Origin of the sequence: Rhizobium altiplani, assembly GCF_001542405.1 — a bacterium.
Lineage (GTDB): Bacteria > Pseudomonadota > Alphaproteobacteria > Rhizobiales > Rhizobiaceae > Rhizobium > Rhizobium altiplani.
This window is the reverse complement of the sequence record NZ_LNCD01000124.1, coordinates 141,513-156,929: the sequence shown is the minus strand read 5'-3', so window position 1 is coordinate 156,929 and position 15,417 is coordinate 141,513. Positions and strand designations below refer to the sequence as shown.

The following is a 15,417-nucleotide window of genomic DNA, read 5'->3' as shown; positions in this document are numbered from 1 at the left end:
CTGGCGCGAGGCTGCTGGGAGGATCAAACCGACTTGGGCGCAGTCCGCCGCTTCTTGGCAGGGGCGGCGGCTGTTGGTGCTTCGGCTTCTTGCTGCAAGCGTAGCGCCCTGAGCTTCTCCGTCTTCTTTTCGCGAGCCGCGGCTTCTGCCGTGATGATTGCTTTCGCTGTCGTGTCAGTGGCAGCCGCCTTGTCGCGCGGGGAGAGCTTGGCCGGATTGAAGAGTTCGTCTTTTGAAGTCATCTGGTCTCTCTATCTAGACGGAGCTCGCCTCATGGTAGCTCAGCGAGCCGGACGGACTGCCTTCTTCGGAGCCGGAAGGAGACCTTCGCGCTGCAGCTTCTTGCGCGCCAGCTTGCGCTGACGGCGAACCGCTTCCGCCTTTTCGCGAACACGCTTCTCGGACGGCTTTTCATAAGCGCTACGCGCCTTGAACTCGCGGAACAGACCTTCGCGCTGCATCTTCTTCTTCAGGACGCGGAGTGCCTGGTCGACATTGTTATCTCGAACGAGAACCTGCAAATTCTTTCCTTTCGTGCGGCAAATCTGTTTGCCGGTTGGTCAGAGTGGAAGCTACTTCCGTACCCTGATGCTTGAAGTTTTCAACCAGGATCCGCCCTGGATATCCGCGTCGGCGTCAACTCTCGGCGTAGGGGATACCGACTGGTTCACGTCGATATCGCTCTCAAGAATCCGCCGATCGAAGTTTTCCGTCTCGAACCGGACCCGATACTGCGGGCGACTCCCGTCTGACGGTAGAACTACCGCGATCTTGCAGGTCCTGCGCGCCTCTTCGGTGCGAACGAGACCGTCTTTCAGAACGATAGTGTCGCCGACAGCGTATCTTGGCATTCGTGCCATTTGGTTCCACCGAACTGTCTTGAGCGTCAAAAACATAAAAGGCCGGGTTTGACCCCGACCTCCGCCATCAGGCTCTCAGCTGCCAGTACATCCGTGGTCAGCCGGGCCGAATGAGAATTAGGCTGCGCGCAGGTTGTCGGCAGAATTCTTGCCAGACTTCTTGTCGCGAACGAGATCATAGGTGATCTTCTGTCCATCGGACAGGCTTCCCAAGCCAGCGCGCTCAACAGCGGAAATGTGGACGAAAACGTCCGTGCTGCCGTCATCCGGCTGAATGAAGCCGAAGCCCTTGGTGCTGTTGAACCACTTAACGGTACCTGAATTCATAACGATCTCCTTTCATAGTCGTTACTGCCATGCGTTCATTCACAAGGCTAAGATCGATTTTGAGAGGAAATCTGACGGAGCTTGACGCTCTTTGACAAAGGTCACAACCAATAGTCGATTAGCTACATATAGCGCAAACTACGAAATAAACAAGGCAAGGAAGCAGGCTATCGGGGTTTTGGGCAGTTCGCGCAACGCGGATCGACAGCACTCCGAAACACCCAGCTACGCTGAATGGCCCCATTGCGCTCCCATAAAAGCGCCTTCCCTGGGATAAGAAACCGTTTTTTGCGGCAAGAACGCCGGAACATATGGACTTCGCCCCACCGTTCTGCTATCCGCATCCTCAATCGCAAGGCTGCTGCCGCGCGAACTGTATATTTTTTGCCTCTGGCGCCGTGCTGACGCCGGCATCAACCAAACCAAAGGAACGTGATTCTCGTGCAGGTACTTGTCCGCGATAACAATGTCGATCAGGCTCTCCGCGCTCTCAAGAAGAAGATGCAGCGCGAAGGTATTTTCCGCGAAATGAAGATGCGCGACTACTACGAAAAGCCGTCGCAGAAGCGCGCTCGCGAAAAGGCCGAAGCCGTTCGCCGTGTTCGCAAGCTGGCTCGCAAGCGGGCACAGCGCGAAGGTCTCGTCGCACGCTAAGCGTAGCTGTCGTTATTTCGACGTTTTCAGATGCATGTTGGCGGGGGCGAACTATTCGCCACCGCCTTTTTATTGCTGCTGAAGCTTGCCCGTCCTTGAAGCGGACCGGCTGCACTGGGGGAAAACGAGCCCGCATGGCTGACATCACCAAGACCCGCTCTCTGCGTTCGCCGAAAATCGCCGTTCTACCGGTTTTCGCAATCGTCACCGCGCTAGGCCTTGCCGGCTGCACGACAGGCAGCACCTCGGATGCCGTCATCCGCATCGACAAGGCGCAGGGTTCGCAGGAAAACATCGCCTCGCTGACCTCAGTCATCAATGCCAATCCGCAGGATCCGGAAGGCTACAACGTCCGGGGCTCGGCCTACGGTCGCGGCGGCGACTTCCGCGCGGCGCTGAACGACTTCAACAAGGCCCTGCAGATCAACCCACGCTTCTATCAGGCCTACGCCAACCGCGCGCTGGTCTACCGCAACATGGGTCAGCAGCAGCAGGCGATCCAGGACTACAACAGCGCCCTGCAGATCAACCCGAACTACGACGTGGCGCTGATCGGCCGTGGCAATGTCTACCGCTCCGCCGGCCAGGACGATGCCGCCTACAACGACTTCAACAAGGCGATCCAGAACGGCACGACCGACGGCCGCGCCTATCACAATCGCGGTCTGATCTATCAGAAGCGCAATCAGCAGGATAAGGCGATCGACGACTTCTCGAAGGCGATCTCGCTCTCGCCGAATGCGCCTGAACCCTATAACGGCCGCGGCATTTCCTACATCGCGCTGAACGACGACGACAACGCATTTGCCGACTTCAATCACGCGATTGAGCTCAACGGCAACGTCGCCGAATCCTGGGCCAACCAGGCGCTGGTCTACGAGCGTCGTGGCGAAAAGGACAAGGCCGCCCGCTCCTACCGCCATGCAATCGGGCTCGACCCGAAGTACCAGCCGGCGAAGGACGGTCTTGCCCGCGTCGGCGCGGCGACCGGCTAAGGCATTACAGGCGACCTGCGCCAAACGGGCCGACGGTAACATCATCGCCGGCTCAGCGGCACCTGGTGCCGGCAGCACGCGGCTCGGCGTGGATCTTTCGCTGCCCCGGCCTTTTCCTCCCCCTCATCGCGATCGGGCCAGCACGGCTTGCGGTGCCGTGGCGCGCTCCGGAGTGAGCTTGGCGCCGTTTGTCAACCACTCGCCTCTTACGAGATTTTTATGAGCGATGCGGCCGCCGTTTTTCGTTCCCTTCCGCCTCGGAAGCTTCGTTTGACGCCACGGTTGAACAAAAATTTGCGAATTGCCGGACGACATGTTTTAGTGTGTTGCAAGCAGCATTACCTGTCCCTAACATTGCCGTGGGTTTCGATAGCAGGCTATCAGGAGAGCCGGGGGCGCGTTGAAGGCAATTGCGGTGGTCCAGATTTTTGCTTTCATGCCTGTAAACGGTTGGCGAACCGGTGATTTCCGCCGCATAAGTCAGCGGAGTACCGGCTCATGAAAGGCCGTTTCCGCTTCTTTCCGAAGGCCTCGATCGGGACCTACCTGATCGCGATGGCACTTGCGACGGCCTTGCCGATTTTCGCACTGGTGGCACTTCTGCTCGCGCAGCTGGAAGACAACCAGCGCTCAACTCTGAGGCGTGAAACGGCCCAGGATGCGACCGCTCTCGCCCGCTCCATCGATCGCCAGCTTCAGGACATGGCTACAACTTTAAGGTTGCTATCCAACTCGCCGGAACTGGAAAATAACGACTTCGCCTCCTTCCACGCTCGCACCGAGACGTCCCTGCGTACAGACAATCTCTACGTCATCGCCGTCGATGAAACCGGGCAACAGCTTTTGAACACCCGTCGGGACTATGGCGAACCGCTGGGCAAGGCCGGCAATCTCCCGTCCGTCGAGGCCGCGATCAAATCCGGCCGAATCGAAGCGTCCGATGTGTTCATGGGACGAACTAGCGGCGAGTTCGTCTACAACGTCACCATGCCGATGCAGGCCGGCAAGGTCAGGGCGCTGATCATAACACAGAACGCCGGGGACCTTGCGAAGCTGGTCACCACCGAAGGCCTGCCGAACGATTGGTCTGCGGCGGTCATTGATCAGAGTGGGCATGTGGTGGCTTCCGCCGGCGCCACGAATATTGGCTTCGGCCAACCTTTCAATCCAGACATCCTGCCTTCCCTGGTCAATTTCAGCGGCGTCTACGAGAACAAGCAGGTATTGCCGAACGCGATGCTCGGCTATGCGCAGATTCCGGGTTGGTCCTGGAAGACCGTGATATGGGGGCCTGTCGCCACGGCGCAGTCTTCTATCCTGACGACATGGCGCTTTCTGATCATCGGCGGCCTGGCGCTGATGCTTGTCGCGATCCTGGCCGCCTATATCGTTGCGCGTCAGGTGCGCACGACGATCCGCTCAATCGCCGACATGGCCATTCGGATGGGCGAAGGCCACATCGTGGCCCCCATCGAGACCAGCGTCATCGAAGCGAACCAAGTTGCTGTCGCGCTCTCCAACGCTTCCTTCGACCGGAGTCAGACGGAAGACCGCCTGCACTTCGTGATGAACGAACTCGTGCACCGCACCAAGAACCTGCTGACCCTGGTGCAAGCGATGATGCGCCAAGTCGCCAAGCGCGCGGACAGCGTGGAGGCATACCAGGCAGCGGTTGTCGATCGCCTCGAAGGCCTGTCCCGGTCGATCGACCTGCTCACAAGCGAGCAATGGGCCGGCGCATCGCTGCGCCGCGTGATCGACATCCACTTCAAGGGCTTTCCGCAGGCTGCCGAGCAGACCGAGATATCTGGCAAGGATTTTGTCCTCAAACCCGACGTGGTGCAAAATCTCGGTCTCGTCCTGCATGAACTTGCCACGAACTCGGTAAAGTATGGTGCCCTTTCCGTGCCGCATGGCCGCGTTCGGCTGAGCTGGCGGGATGCCCAGAACGAGGAGCGCAACGAACCTCTTGTTGTCTTCACGTGGGAGGAGCGTGACGGTCCGGTAGCGCGCGCTCCCGAGAATTCCGGCTTTGGGACGACCATCATCAAGAATCACGCCGCCGCCGCTTTTGGTGGGACCGTGGAAATCGACTTCCCGCCAGAAGGCTTTTACTGGGCGTTGACGGCTCCTCGTCGCAACCTCGAGCGTGCATAGCGCACGGAACAATTAACACTGGACCTTCGTTTCCGACAGGCTACTCGAAAGGAGAAGTCCATGTTCAGGGAAACGATGATTGCCGCGGCGGCTGCCGCAGTAGCCGCCATCGCAAACCCGGCAAGTGCCGCAAACTACATCACCCTCGGCCAGCTCGTCTGCGGATCGCAGGGTGGTCAGGGACTGATCGTCACCTCGCAGAAGAACCTGCTCTGCACCTTTACGCCGGCGGAGGGTGGCCCGAAGGTCGTCTATGCCGGAACGATCCAGAAATTCGGATTGGATGTCGGCCAGACCGGCAAGACTGTGATGATCTGGCAGGTTCTGGCCAAGACCGGAACCGACATTCCCGATTACGCGCTGGCCGGTGAGTATTACGGCGTAGGGGTCGATGCAAGCTTCGGCGCCGGCGCTGGTGCCAAGGTCATCGCCGGCGGCACCAACCAATCCTTCATGCTCCAGCCGTTGAACGTTCAGGCTCAGGAAGGCCTGAATCTCGCGCTCGGCGTGGAGAAACTGACGCTGGCGCCGGCCGCCACCTGATCTCAGGTCGCGCCGAAGAGGAGAGAGGCACCCGCCTCTCTCCTTTCCGTGTCAAGCGGAACGATGCGTCAGCGCAAGAGCGCCGCCGAACAACATCATCATCGAGCCGCTGATCCGATTGACAAGGCGAACCGCCCAGGCATTGCGCATGACGCCACGCAGTCGCGAGCCGACGAAGGCATAAATGCTGATCGCCCCGACCTCCAAGACCAGGAAGATTGCTCCGAGCGTGAAGAAACTCTGCCAGTAGGCATTGCGTTCGACGAACTGCGGCAAGAAAGCCGTGAAGATCAGGATCGCCTTGGGGTTGCTCGACGCAACAAGAAACTCCTGCCGCACATACGCCCTGAACGTTGAAGGGTGATGGGCAGCCGCCAGTTCCGACACATCCACCTTCGCGCGGAACAGCTTGAAACCAATCCAGAGCAGATAAGCGACACCTAGCCACTTCACGATCGAGAAGGCCACGCCTGAAGCCATCAGGAGGGCGCCGAGACCGAAGGCCGTGATGGCGATCATGATCGCAAAGGCGACGATGCGGCCGGCGGAGGCTGCAATTGCCATGCCCATTCCTGCGCGCGCACCGATCGTCACCGAGAGCAGGTTGTTCGGACCAAACGCCATGTTCAGCGCAAAACAGGCGGGAACGTAGAGGAGCAGCGTTTCGAGGGACATGACATCACCGTGCAAAACAAAGGGCGCGGTCCAAGTCCGCGCCCTTGTAGTTTAATCGAGATCAAGCATGCTGGCGACGCTTCAGTGGCCGATCGCCTTGTTGATTTCTTCGGTGACCTTCTTGGCATCTCCGAGCAGCATCATCGTACCGTCCTTGTAGAACAGCGTATTGTCGATACCGGCGTAACCGGAGCCGAGCGAGCGCTTGACGAAGAGGCAGGTCTTGGCCTTGTCGACATCGAGGATCGGCATCCCGTAGATCGGCGAGGTCTTGTCATCGCGCGCCGCCGGATTGGTGACGTCGTTGGCGCCGATGACATAGGCCACGTCAGCCTGCGCGAACTCCGAGTTGATGTCCTCAAGCTCGAAGACCTCGTCATAGGGCACGTTCGCTTCAGCAAGCAGCACGTTCATGTGACCCGGCATACGGCCCGCGACCGGATGGATCGCGTATTTCACCTCGACGCCGTTCTTCTTGAGATTGTCGGCCATTTCGCGCAGCGCATGCTGCGCCTGCGCCACCGCCATGCCGTAACCCGGCACGATGATGACCTTCGAGGCATTTGCCATCAGGTAGGCGGCATCCTCGGCCGAACCGAGCTTGACCGTCTTGTCGGAATTATCCGCGCCGCCCGCGACCGTCTCGCCGCCGAAGCCGCCGAGGATGACGGAAACGAAGGAGCGGTTCATACCCTTGCACATGATGTAGGAGAGGATCGCACCGGACGAACCGACCAGCGCGCCGGTGATGATCAGCGCCAGATTGCCAAGCGTGAAGCCGATGCCGGCGGCGGCCCATCCCGAATAGGAATTGAGCATCGACACGACGACAGGCATGTCGGCGCCGCCGATGGGCACGATCAGCAGTACGCCGAGTGCCAGTGACAGCGCGACGACCGCCCAGAAATCGAAATGGCTTTCCGTTGCGGCGAGGCCAATGATGAAGAGCACGATCAACACCAGCAGGGCGATGTTGATCAGGTGGCGGAAGGGCAGCAGGATCGGCTTGCCGGACATGCGCCCGTCGAGCTTCAGGAAAGCGATGATCGAGCCGGTGAAGGTCAGCGCGCCGATCGCAACGCCGAGCGCCATTTCGATCCGCGCCTCGGTGTGAATACCGCCGATATTGCCGATGCCGAAGGATGACGGCGTATACAGCGCCGCGGCCGCCACCAGCACGGCGGCAAGCCCCACCAGCGAGTGGAAACCGGCGACGAGCTGCGGCATCGAGGTCATCGGGATCACGCGGGCGATATAGGCGCCGGCGCCGCCGCCGATCGCAAGACCGAGGATGATCAGCACCAGCCCGCCGAACGAGGGTGTCGCCAGCGTCAACGTGGTGAGGATCGCGATCCCCATGCCGGTCATGCCGTAAAGATTGCCCTTGCGGCTGGTGGCCGGATGGGAAAGACCGCGCAATGCCAGGATGAAAAGCACGCCGGAAACAAGATAGAGAAAGGCTGCGATACTGTTCATGCGGTCCTCACTTGTCCTTCTTCTTGTACATCGCCAGCATGCGCTGGGTGACAAGGAAGCCGCCAAAGATGTTCACGGAGACGAGGACCAGGGCGATGAAGCCAAAGCCGGTCGCAAGCCCGCTGGTCGAAATGCCGACCGCCAAAAGCGCACCGACAACGATCACCGACGAGATCGCATTGGTCACCGCCATCAGCGGCGTATGCAGCGCCGGCGTCACCGACCAGACGACGTAATAGCCGACGAAGATCGCCAGCACAAAGATCGCGAACTGAAACACGAAGGGATCGATCGCACCGCCGGTTGCAGCACTTGCCGCCTCTGGAGCATGGGCGGCCGCGGCCGCCACGGCATTCACGGCCTGGTTCAACTGCTCCAGCGCCTTATCCATTGCTTCACTGGCCATCAGTTATCCCCCTTCTTTGCGCCAAACGCCGGGTGCACGACATTGCCCGCATGTGTCAGCATCGTCGCCTTGATCAGTTCGTCCTCGAGATTGAGGGCGATCGATTTCGTTTCCTTGTTGACCATGGTCTCAAGGAAGGTGACGAGGTTCTTGGCGTAGAGCTGGGAGGCGCTGGCAGCGATCCTGCCGGCCATATTCGAAAAGCCGATGACGCGCACGCCGTCGACGTCGGCGACCTTGTTCGGCTTGACGCCTTCGATATTGCCGCCGCGCTCGACGGCAAGGTCGACCGCGACCGCACCCGGCTTCATCGATTTCAGCATCTCGCGTGAGACCAGCTTCGGAGCCGGACGCCCCGGGATCAGGGCCGTGGTGATGACGATGTCCTGCTTGGTGATATGATCGGCCACAAGGGCGGCCTGCTTCGCCTGGTATTCCTTGGACATTTCCTTGGCGTAGCCGCCGGCCGTCTCGGCCGCCTTGAACTCTTCGTCCTCGACGGCGATGAACTTGGCGCCCAGAGAGGCAACCTGCTCCTTGGCCGCGGGGCGAACGTCGGTCGCCGACACCGCGGCGCCGAGACGACGCGCCGTGGCGATAGCCTGCAAGCCGGCAACACCAGCGCCCATGACAAAGACCTTGGCCGCGGGAACGGTGCCTGCCGCCGTCATCATCATCGGCATGGCACGGTCATAAACCGCAGCCGCTTCGATGACCGCCTGATAGCCTGCGAGGTTTGCCTGCGAGGAAAGAACGTCCATGGACTGCGCTCGGGTGATGCGCGGCATCAACTCCATGGCGAAACTGGAGAGCCCGGCCTTGGCCATGGCAGCGATCGCTTCGTCATTGCCGTAGGGATCCATGACCGCGATGACGACCGCGCCACTCTTGTAGCCGCCGATCTCCTCGTCTGACGGACGACGGACCTTCAATACCACATCCGCGGTCGCCGCCGCACCGATCGAGCCAATCCGCGCGCCGACCGCTTCGAATTCCGCATCCGGAACTTTCGACTTGGTGCCCGCTCCGGACTCGACGACGACGTCGAGACCGAGCCCAATCATCTTCTTTACGGTCTCGACGGACGCAGCGACGCGCGTCTCATCCCCCGTGGTTTCCTTCGCCACAAAAACAATATTGCCCAACCGCCCCTCCTCCGGGTCAGCCAGCCTGCCGCAGGTCACCCTGCTCAGCCCGAACATTCAGTCAAAGCTTGGAAAAGCGCCCTCCCCGCGCCGCGCTTAACGCAGCAGAACGAGGCCGGCGATGAAGACGATTAGCAGGACAACGAGGCCGCCGAGGAAGCCAGCACCGGTGAAGAAGCCAGCCGTCATGCCAAGCAGGAGAGCGACGAGAAACAGCGTGCCGTACTTAGCAGCGGCAAGGAACATGAGGTAGGTCTGCTCGTGTTCCTTATAGTCCATCGGCGCGCCGACTTCTGCAGGTCCGGTGTGATGCTCAGCCATGAATATCGTCTCCCTCAAAATGCCTAGCCGGTTTGAGACACGGCCACGAATGCCATTATTTCCCAAGGCTTGCGCCTGGAAATTCCCTTGTCAGGCATTACACAAAGCCTGGGAAAAGCGCAATGCAGGAGAATGCCGCAGTTGGTGCGACACTCTCCATTTCGCGATGCATCGCAGATCAGAGGGGGAGATCCGTCCCAAGCTGACCGTTCGGCACGAAGCGAGCTGTGGGGATGATCGTGAGGGGCGGCAGCGTGTCCTCCGGAATGCGCGAGAACATCATGCGCTGTTCGCTGGCGCTGGAGATAAAGAACGGATAGCGCGTCAGCAGCTTGCGCCCCACTTCAATCACGTTCGTTGCCATCAACGTCATGTCGATTCCGTAGTTCTTTGCCAGCTGACCGGGCACGATCGTATCGGCATAGAAGACCCGCTTGTAGAAAGCGGCATGCGGAGGCCGGCAGAACTGAAGGACGCGGTCCGCGCGGAAGTATGCGGCCGCGACGATACTGGGTCTCAACGTCAGATAGGGAATCCAAGGCAGATCGGCGGTCAGATCAGGATCGGCTGCAAACCGCGCCGGATCGATCAGTGTCAGCCCGGCATCGAGCAGCGCGTCCATCGCCCACGGAAAGGCACCCGCGGACTGGCTGACGCGATGCTCAGGTGTAACATAATGGAGCCGTATCGTGCTGACCAACTCGCCGTAATAATAGATACCGAAGACATGCGCGTGACTGTCGAAATCGGTCGCGTCCAACAGTCCCTTCGGAGCCAGTGCCAGCACGTCATGGGCCTTGTAAGCCTTGTAGCGCAGGCGCTCCACCTCGATCATGTCCTCGCTGCTTTCCATGCGGCGGTATTCAATATGATCTAGAATTCCAAGAAGCTTATTACTGAAATCGCTCGTTGTTACAGGAGTATCCACCATGGTTCCTCGGCTGATCGGTTAATAATTCATTAATCATCCGAAAAAACAGCCGACGGCAAGGAACCAACGATAATTTGCGTTATATTTGAATTGTTAAGGTTAACGGTGTTCGCCAGGGAACGGAGCGGCATGGGCCGCTTCCACAAGCTGAAAATTTGAGATTCAGGCTACCTTAGGGCGGCGGCGCGGGGTGGGGCCGCCCGCAAGGCTCTGCGAAAGGATCGCGATATTTTGCGCCGGAACGGCCGGCGAGAAAACATAGCCCTGCACGAGATCGGTCGCACGATACTTGTTGAGAAGGGCCAACTGCTCGGTCGTCTCTACACCTTCGGTGACGATCTTGAGGCCAAGTTCACGCGCCAGATTGACGGTACCGCGCAGCAGTTTGAGGCGGCGGTCGTCCTCGACGATGTTGCGCAGGAAGGACCGGTCGATCTTGACGATATCAAGCGGAAGCGTGTCGAGGTAACTGAGGCTCGAGAAACCCGTGCCGAAATCATCGATGGCGATCGTGATGCCGCGCGCCCGCAGGTCCGCCAGGATGGCGCGCACAGCGGCCGGCTCGTCGATCAAGCAACTCTCGGTGATTTCGAGATGCAGTCGCTCAGGCCCCAGACCCGAGGCGCTCAGTGCTTCGGAAACCACGGAAAGAATGTCTGCATCCCGCAGATCTCTGGCGGAAAGGTTCACCGAGACCGCGATATGCTCGGGCCAAGTCATACAATCAGCGCAGGCCTTCATCAGGATGAAGCGTGTGATGTCCGAGATGATGCCCATCTCTTCCGCCAGGCGGATGAACACGTCGGGCGGAATGGCACCCTTTTCCGGATGCACCCAGCGAGCAAGCGCTTCGGCGCATTCAATACGCGAGCCGTCGGCCTTGAACATCGGCTGGTAGGCAATGCTGAGCCCCTGCATCCCGACCGCTTCGCGCAGATCGGCCTTGAGCTTCTGCTGCTCGATGTAGCGGCCATCCATCTCGCGCTCGAAGCTTGCAATACCGCCGCGCTGTTTCGACTTGCTTTCGAACAATGCCAGGTCGGCTTTGATGCTCCACTCTTCCATCGCGAAGGCATCGCTTTCAAGAAGCGCAAAGCCACCGCTCAGCGAAACCAAGAAGGTCACGTCATCGGCTTCGTAGTTGCCTTGGATCGCAGCATGCAAACGACGAACTTCGGCGTCCAGCGCTTCCATATCCTTCGCATGCGGGAAGAACAGGATGAACTGGTCACCCATCAGACGGCCGACGATGGCCTTGCGCGCCTGCTCCTCGATGCGGTTGGCGATAGCACAGAGAAGATGGTCGCCGGTGATATGGCCGCGCATGTCGTTGACGTGTTTGAACTCGTCGATATCAAGCACCATGAACGCAACAGGCCCGCGTTTTTTCGGGTGCTTGTTCAGATAGTCCTGCACGAGATGGCTGAAATACTCGCGGTTCGGCAACCCGGTCAGAGCATCGAATCGAACCATGTGCAAGATCTTCTGCTCTGCCTTCACGCGGCTGGACACGTCTTCGAAGATCAGCACCGCGCCGCCATCAGGCCGGCGGCTTGCGGAGAATTCAAGCGACAGATCCTCGGGAAAATGGATGAGCATGCGTGACAGCTTGCCATCGGCGACCTGGGTCATCTGGCGGAGGATGAGCTCCGGCTGCGTGGAATCCATAAAGCTGTAGCGGGCGCCGTAACGCAGGACCGCGCTGAGGTCGCGCTCCTTCAAGCGCTCGGGGTCGCCGATCTTCAGAAGTTCGCAGGCCTTGCGGTTGATCACCTGGATACGGTTTTCGGGATCGACCATGACGAGGCCATGCGGCATGTTATTGAGCGCTGTATCGAAACGGTCGGCGATCACGGTGATTTCCCGGCGCGCAATGACATTCTCGTAGAGAAACTCGCGCACCCCGTTGGCCATGGCCCGTGTCGTCAGCCAGAATGGGATGAGAAAAATCGACAGGATTCCACGATAGAAGTCCAGCGCCATCAGGCTGCAGATGATCATCGGCAGGCAACAAGAGAAGGTCTGCAGGTCGATCGCCATGCGCGAACCGTAGTTGCGGCCAACGACGGAAACCATGGTGGCCATGGTCACGGCAATGCAGGCGAGCTCCGCAAAACCATCGCCCAAGAAAAATATGGCATAACCGCTGGCAATGCCCAGGAGTGTCGTGGTGCCGGCTGCGCCGGCCACGAGAATTCGCTCCCAATGCTGTATTCCGGCGTACGAGAGTCTTTCTTTGTCGACGCGATCGAACTGCCAGAAGATCGCCATGCGTCCGCCGAACACAAGGACAAAGGCAGCGGCGAGGATGAGATACAGGAAAGACTGCGTCTTGGCGGCGATTGCGAGGCAAGTCGCCGCGTGAACGATAACACCGACGAGCAACGTCATGCGGTTCCCAGAAAGGGAACTCACAAACGACAGATACACATCCGTTGGAACCCTGCCCGGGTTATGTGGCTTCATCCATGCTTTTCCTGTGCGGCGAGACCTTACTGCGAACCCTTTAAAAATTGATTTCGTCCAAACCATAGATTTGGTTGAATTTTTTAAAACCATAACGCGAAAATCCTGGTTTCATAAAGGTTTGCGCAGCTACAAGGAGATCTTTGATTCCGGGCCTGCCATGCTCGATTGTCGGCAGTGCCAGGGAGTCGTCGGCAGTGCCTGCGGCGTGCGCTTCGAATAAGACTATATTCCAACACGCCCCCTTTAATCTTCCAATTTGAAACACCCTAGTCTACCAATCCAGAGAGGAGAACGTGTCGAAACAGGCACGATAAAAAGGGGGAAAGGCATGCCGGCTTTGCTGACGGTCAGCCGGCTGATCGATGCGGTCAGCCAATTCATGGGCAAACTGTCCGAATACATGGTGCTGCTCTGCTGCCTGATCAGCGCCGCCAATGCACTCATCCGTTACTCGTTCAACTATAGCTCCAACGGCTGGCTCGAGATCCAATGGTATCTCTTCGCCTTCATCGTTGTGCTCGGTGCAGCACACACGCTGCGTATGAACGAACATGTACGCGTCGACCTCATCTACGGCTCCGTTTCCGACAAAGCGAGGATCTGGATCGATATCATCGGTCTCATCGTCTTCCTGATCCCGGCCTGCATCTTCCTGACCTGGCTCTGCTGGCCCTTTTTCCTGTCCTCTTACCAACAGCATGAGATCTCTGCCAATGCCGGCGGCCTGATCCGCTGGCCGGTCAAGTTCATCCTCGTTCTCGGCTTCGGGCTGCTGTCGCTTCAGGGGATCTCCGAGTTGATCAAGCGGATCGCCGCCCTGACCGGCTACATCCTGATCGATACGAAATACGAAAAACCGCTGCAGTAAGCCGGACCGGAGGAACACCATTGTTTGATTTCGGCATTATTCCGCCGGCGATGTTCGTGGGCATGGTTCTATTCATGCTCTACGGCTTTCCGGTCGCCTTTTCGCTGGCTGCCGTCGGCCTGTTCTTCGGCATCATCGGCATCGCCACGGGACATTTCACCGAGGCCTTCCTGCAGGCCCTGCCGCTGCGCTTCTTCGGGATCGTTTCCAACGACCTGCTGCTCGCCATCCCCTTCTTCACCTTCATGGGCGCCATACTGGAGCGCTGCGGACTGGCTGAAGATCTGCTCGAGGGAACAGGCAAGCTGTTCGGCCGCGTTCCCGGCGGCCTTGCCTACGCGGTAATCCTCGTCGGCGCCGTGCTTGGCGCCATCACCGGCACCGTTGCCGCATCCGTCATCACCATGGGCGTCATCTCGCTGCCGATCATGCTGCGTTACGGCTACAGCCCGAGGCTGGCCACCGGCGTCATTGCCGCCTCCGGCACCATTACCCAGGTCATCCCGCCGTCCCTGGTGCTGGTCGTCCTTGCCGACCAGCTCGGCAAATCGGTCGGCGACATGTATCTCGGCGCCATCGGCCCCTCGATCCTGCAGGTCGCGATCTTCATGGGCTATATCCTGATCCTGTCGATCCTGAAGCCGGCCTCTATGCCGCCGCTGCCGAAAGAAGTGCGGGGCGACTTCAACTGGGCGCTGCTCCTGCGGGTTCTGTCCGGGATGATCCCGTCGATCGTGCTGATCTTCCTGGTTCTCGGCACGATCTTCATGGGGCTCGCAACCCCCACCGAAGCCGGTGCGCTCGGTGTTGTCGGCGCAATGGTGCTTGCCGCCATGCACCGCCGCCTCACCTGGCCGCTGATGCAGGAGGCCATGCGCTCCACCATGCACATCACCTCGATGGTGGTGATGATCCTGATCGGCTCGACCTGTTTCAGCCTGGTCTTCCAAGGCATGGACGGCTCGCGCTGGATCGAACACATGCTGTCGGGCATCCCCGGCGGCCCGGTCGGCTTCCTGATCTTCGTCAACATCTTCATCTTCGTGCTGGCCTTCTTCCTCGATTTCTTCGAGATCGCCTTTATCGTCATTCCGATGCTGGCGCCGGTCGCCTCAGCCCTCGGCATCGACCTGATCTGGTTCGGCGTGCTGATCTGCGTCAACATGCAGACGAGCTTCATGCACCCGCCCTTCGGCTTCGCGCTTTTCTACCTGCGCTCCATTGCCGATCGCAGCGTCAAGACGTCGGACATCTACATGGGCGCCCTGCCCTGGGTCTGCATGCAGCTGGTCCTCGTCGCGATCGTGATCTTCTGGCCACAATCGGTAACGTATTGGCTGGACAAGGGACCGAAAGTCGATCCGAACTCGATCAAGATCGAAGTGCCGGGCTTCGGCGGCAACGGCTTGTCGCTGCCCCCGCTGGGAGCCCCGGGCGGCGGCCCACCGCAAATGCCCGGACTGAGCTTGCCGCCGATGAACGGCCTGCCCGGCCAGCCGCCCGCGCCGGCACCCGCAACGCCCGCGCCGCCTGCAACGGACCTCGGCCAGCCCCCGAAGATAAACTGACAACAAAAAGCCCCGGACCAAA

The 15,417-nt window shown here is 59.6% G+C and carries 16 protein-coding genes; 6 read left to right on the top strand and 10 right to left on the bottom strand.

Annotation, left to right across the window (positions count from 1 at the left end; all coding sequences use genetic code 11):
* Nucleotides 1-23 precede the first annotated feature (23 nt).
* The 3 genes from AS026_RS31070 to AS026_RS31055 all read right to left on the bottom strand — a co-directional run bounded on the left by AS026_RS31070 (nucleotide 24) and on the right by AS026_RS31055 (nucleotide 1,187).
* The gene (locus AS026_RS31070) at nucleotides 24-242 is read right to left on the bottom strand and encodes a hypothetical protein (protein WP_018856588.1); all 219 of its coding nucleotides are present in this window, start codon (nucleotides 240-242) and stop codon (nucleotides 24-26) included.
* A gap of 39 nt (nucleotides 243-281) precedes the next feature.
* Nucleotides 282-521, bottom strand: a complete 240-nt coding sequence (gene rpsU, locus AS026_RS31065) for a 30S ribosomal protein S21 (protein WP_007527643.1) — start codon at nucleotides 519-521, stop codon at nucleotides 282-284.
* 456 nt (nucleotides 522-977) lie between these two features.
* The gene (locus AS026_RS31055; RefSeq protein WP_018856586.1) at nucleotides 978-1,187 is read right to left on the bottom strand and encodes a cold-shock protein; all 210 of its coding nucleotides are present in this window, start codon (nucleotides 1,185-1,187) and stop codon (nucleotides 978-980) included.
* A gap of 441 nt (nucleotides 1,188-1,628) precedes the next feature.
* Between AS026_RS31055 and rpsU (AS026_RS31050) the strand changes: the two genes are divergently transcribed.
* From rpsU (AS026_RS31050) to AS026_RS31035, 4 genes are all read left to right on the top strand, one after another.
* A complete protein-coding gene (gene rpsU / locus AS026_RS31050) occupies nucleotides 1,629-1,841 on the top strand; it encodes a 30S ribosomal protein S21 (RefSeq protein ID WP_003585885.1) in 213 nt (70 codons plus the stop codon).
* A gap of 134 nt (nucleotides 1,842-1,975) precedes the next feature.
* Nucleotides 1,976-2,836: a tetratricopeptide repeat protein gene (locus tag AS026_RS31045; protein WP_018856585.1), complete on the top strand. Its 861-nt coding sequence runs from the start codon at nucleotides 1,976-1,978 to the stop codon at nucleotides 2,834-2,836.
* Nucleotides 2,837-3,334: 498 nt separating this feature from the next.
* Nucleotides 3,335-4,993, top strand: coding sequence for a sensor histidine kinase (locus AS026_RS31040; RefSeq protein ID WP_018856584.1), 1,659 nt, complete (start codon nucleotides 3,335-3,337; stop codon nucleotides 4,991-4,993).
* A gap of 60 nt (nucleotides 4,994-5,053) precedes the next feature.
* Nucleotides 5,054-5,536, top strand: a complete 483-nt coding sequence (locus tag AS026_RS31035; protein ID WP_018856583.1) for a DUF992 domain-containing protein — start codon at nucleotides 5,054-5,056, stop codon at nucleotides 5,534-5,536.
* Nucleotides 5,537-5,587: 51 nt separating this feature from the next.
* Here the strand turns inward: AS026_RS31035 and AS026_RS31030 are convergent, their stop codons facing one another.
* The 7 genes from AS026_RS31030 to AS026_RS31000 form a co-directional block, all read right to left on the bottom strand.
* On the bottom strand, nucleotides 5,588-6,211 hold the full coding sequence (locus tag AS026_RS31030; RefSeq protein ID WP_018856582.1) for a LysE family translocator: 624 nt from the start codon (nucleotides 6,209-6,211) through the stop codon (nucleotides 5,588-5,590).
* Nucleotides 6,212-6,292: 81 nt separating this feature from the next.
* Entirely contained in the window at nucleotides 6,293-7,687 is a 1,395-nt protein-coding gene (locus tag AS026_RS31025; RefSeq protein ID WP_025658923.1) for an NAD(P)(+) transhydrogenase (Re/Si-specific) subunit beta, read from the bottom strand.
* Nucleotides 7,688-7,694: 7 nt separating this feature from the next.
* The gene (locus tag AS026_RS31020) at nucleotides 7,695-8,093 is read right to left on the bottom strand and encodes a proton-translocating transhydrogenase family protein (protein ID WP_018856580.1); all 399 of its coding nucleotides are present in this window, start codon (nucleotides 8,091-8,093) and stop codon (nucleotides 7,695-7,697) included.
* A complete protein-coding gene (locus AS026_RS31015) occupies nucleotides 8,093-9,238 on the bottom strand; it encodes a Re/Si-specific NAD(P)(+) transhydrogenase subunit alpha (RefSeq protein ID WP_025658922.1) in 1,146 nt (381 codons plus the stop codon). The genes AS026_RS31020 and AS026_RS31015 overlap by 1 nt, the downstream gene beginning before the upstream one ends.
* Nucleotides 9,239-9,334: 96 nt before the next feature.
* Nucleotides 9,335-9,559 (bottom strand): aa3-type cytochrome c oxidase subunit IV, encoded by a 225-nt coding sequence (locus AS026_RS31010; RefSeq protein WP_018856578.1) that lies wholly within the window; start codon nucleotides 9,557-9,559, stop codon nucleotides 9,335-9,337.
* Nucleotides 9,560-9,737: 178 nt separating this feature from the next.
* Nucleotides 9,738-10,490 carry an N-acyl amino acid synthase FeeM domain-containing protein gene (locus AS026_RS31005; protein WP_025658921.1) on the bottom strand — a complete coding sequence of 251 codons (753 nt, stop codon included), beginning with the start codon at nucleotides 10,488-10,490 and terminating at the stop codon, nucleotides 9,738-9,740.
* 162 nt (nucleotides 10,491-10,652) lie between these two features.
* Nucleotides 10,653-12,956, bottom strand: a complete 2,304-nt coding sequence (locus tag AS026_RS31000) for a putative bifunctional diguanylate cyclase/phosphodiesterase (RefSeq protein WP_025658920.1) — start codon at nucleotides 12,954-12,956, stop codon at nucleotides 10,653-10,655.
* Nucleotides 12,957-13,287: 331 nt separating this feature from the next.
* Here AS026_RS31000 and AS026_RS30995 point away from each other — a divergent pair, with 331 nt between their 5' ends.
* On the top strand, nucleotides 13,288-13,827 hold the full coding sequence (locus AS026_RS30995; protein WP_018856575.1) for a TRAP transporter small permease subunit: 540 nt from the start codon (nucleotides 13,288-13,290) through the stop codon (nucleotides 13,825-13,827).
* 20 nt (nucleotides 13,828-13,847) lie between these two features.
* Nucleotides 13,848-15,395, top strand: a complete 1,548-nt coding sequence (locus AS026_RS30990) for a TRAP transporter large permease (protein ID WP_062374389.1) — start codon at nucleotides 13,848-13,850, stop codon at nucleotides 15,393-15,395.
* The last annotated feature ends 22 nt before the right edge of the window (nucleotides 15,396-15,417 follow it).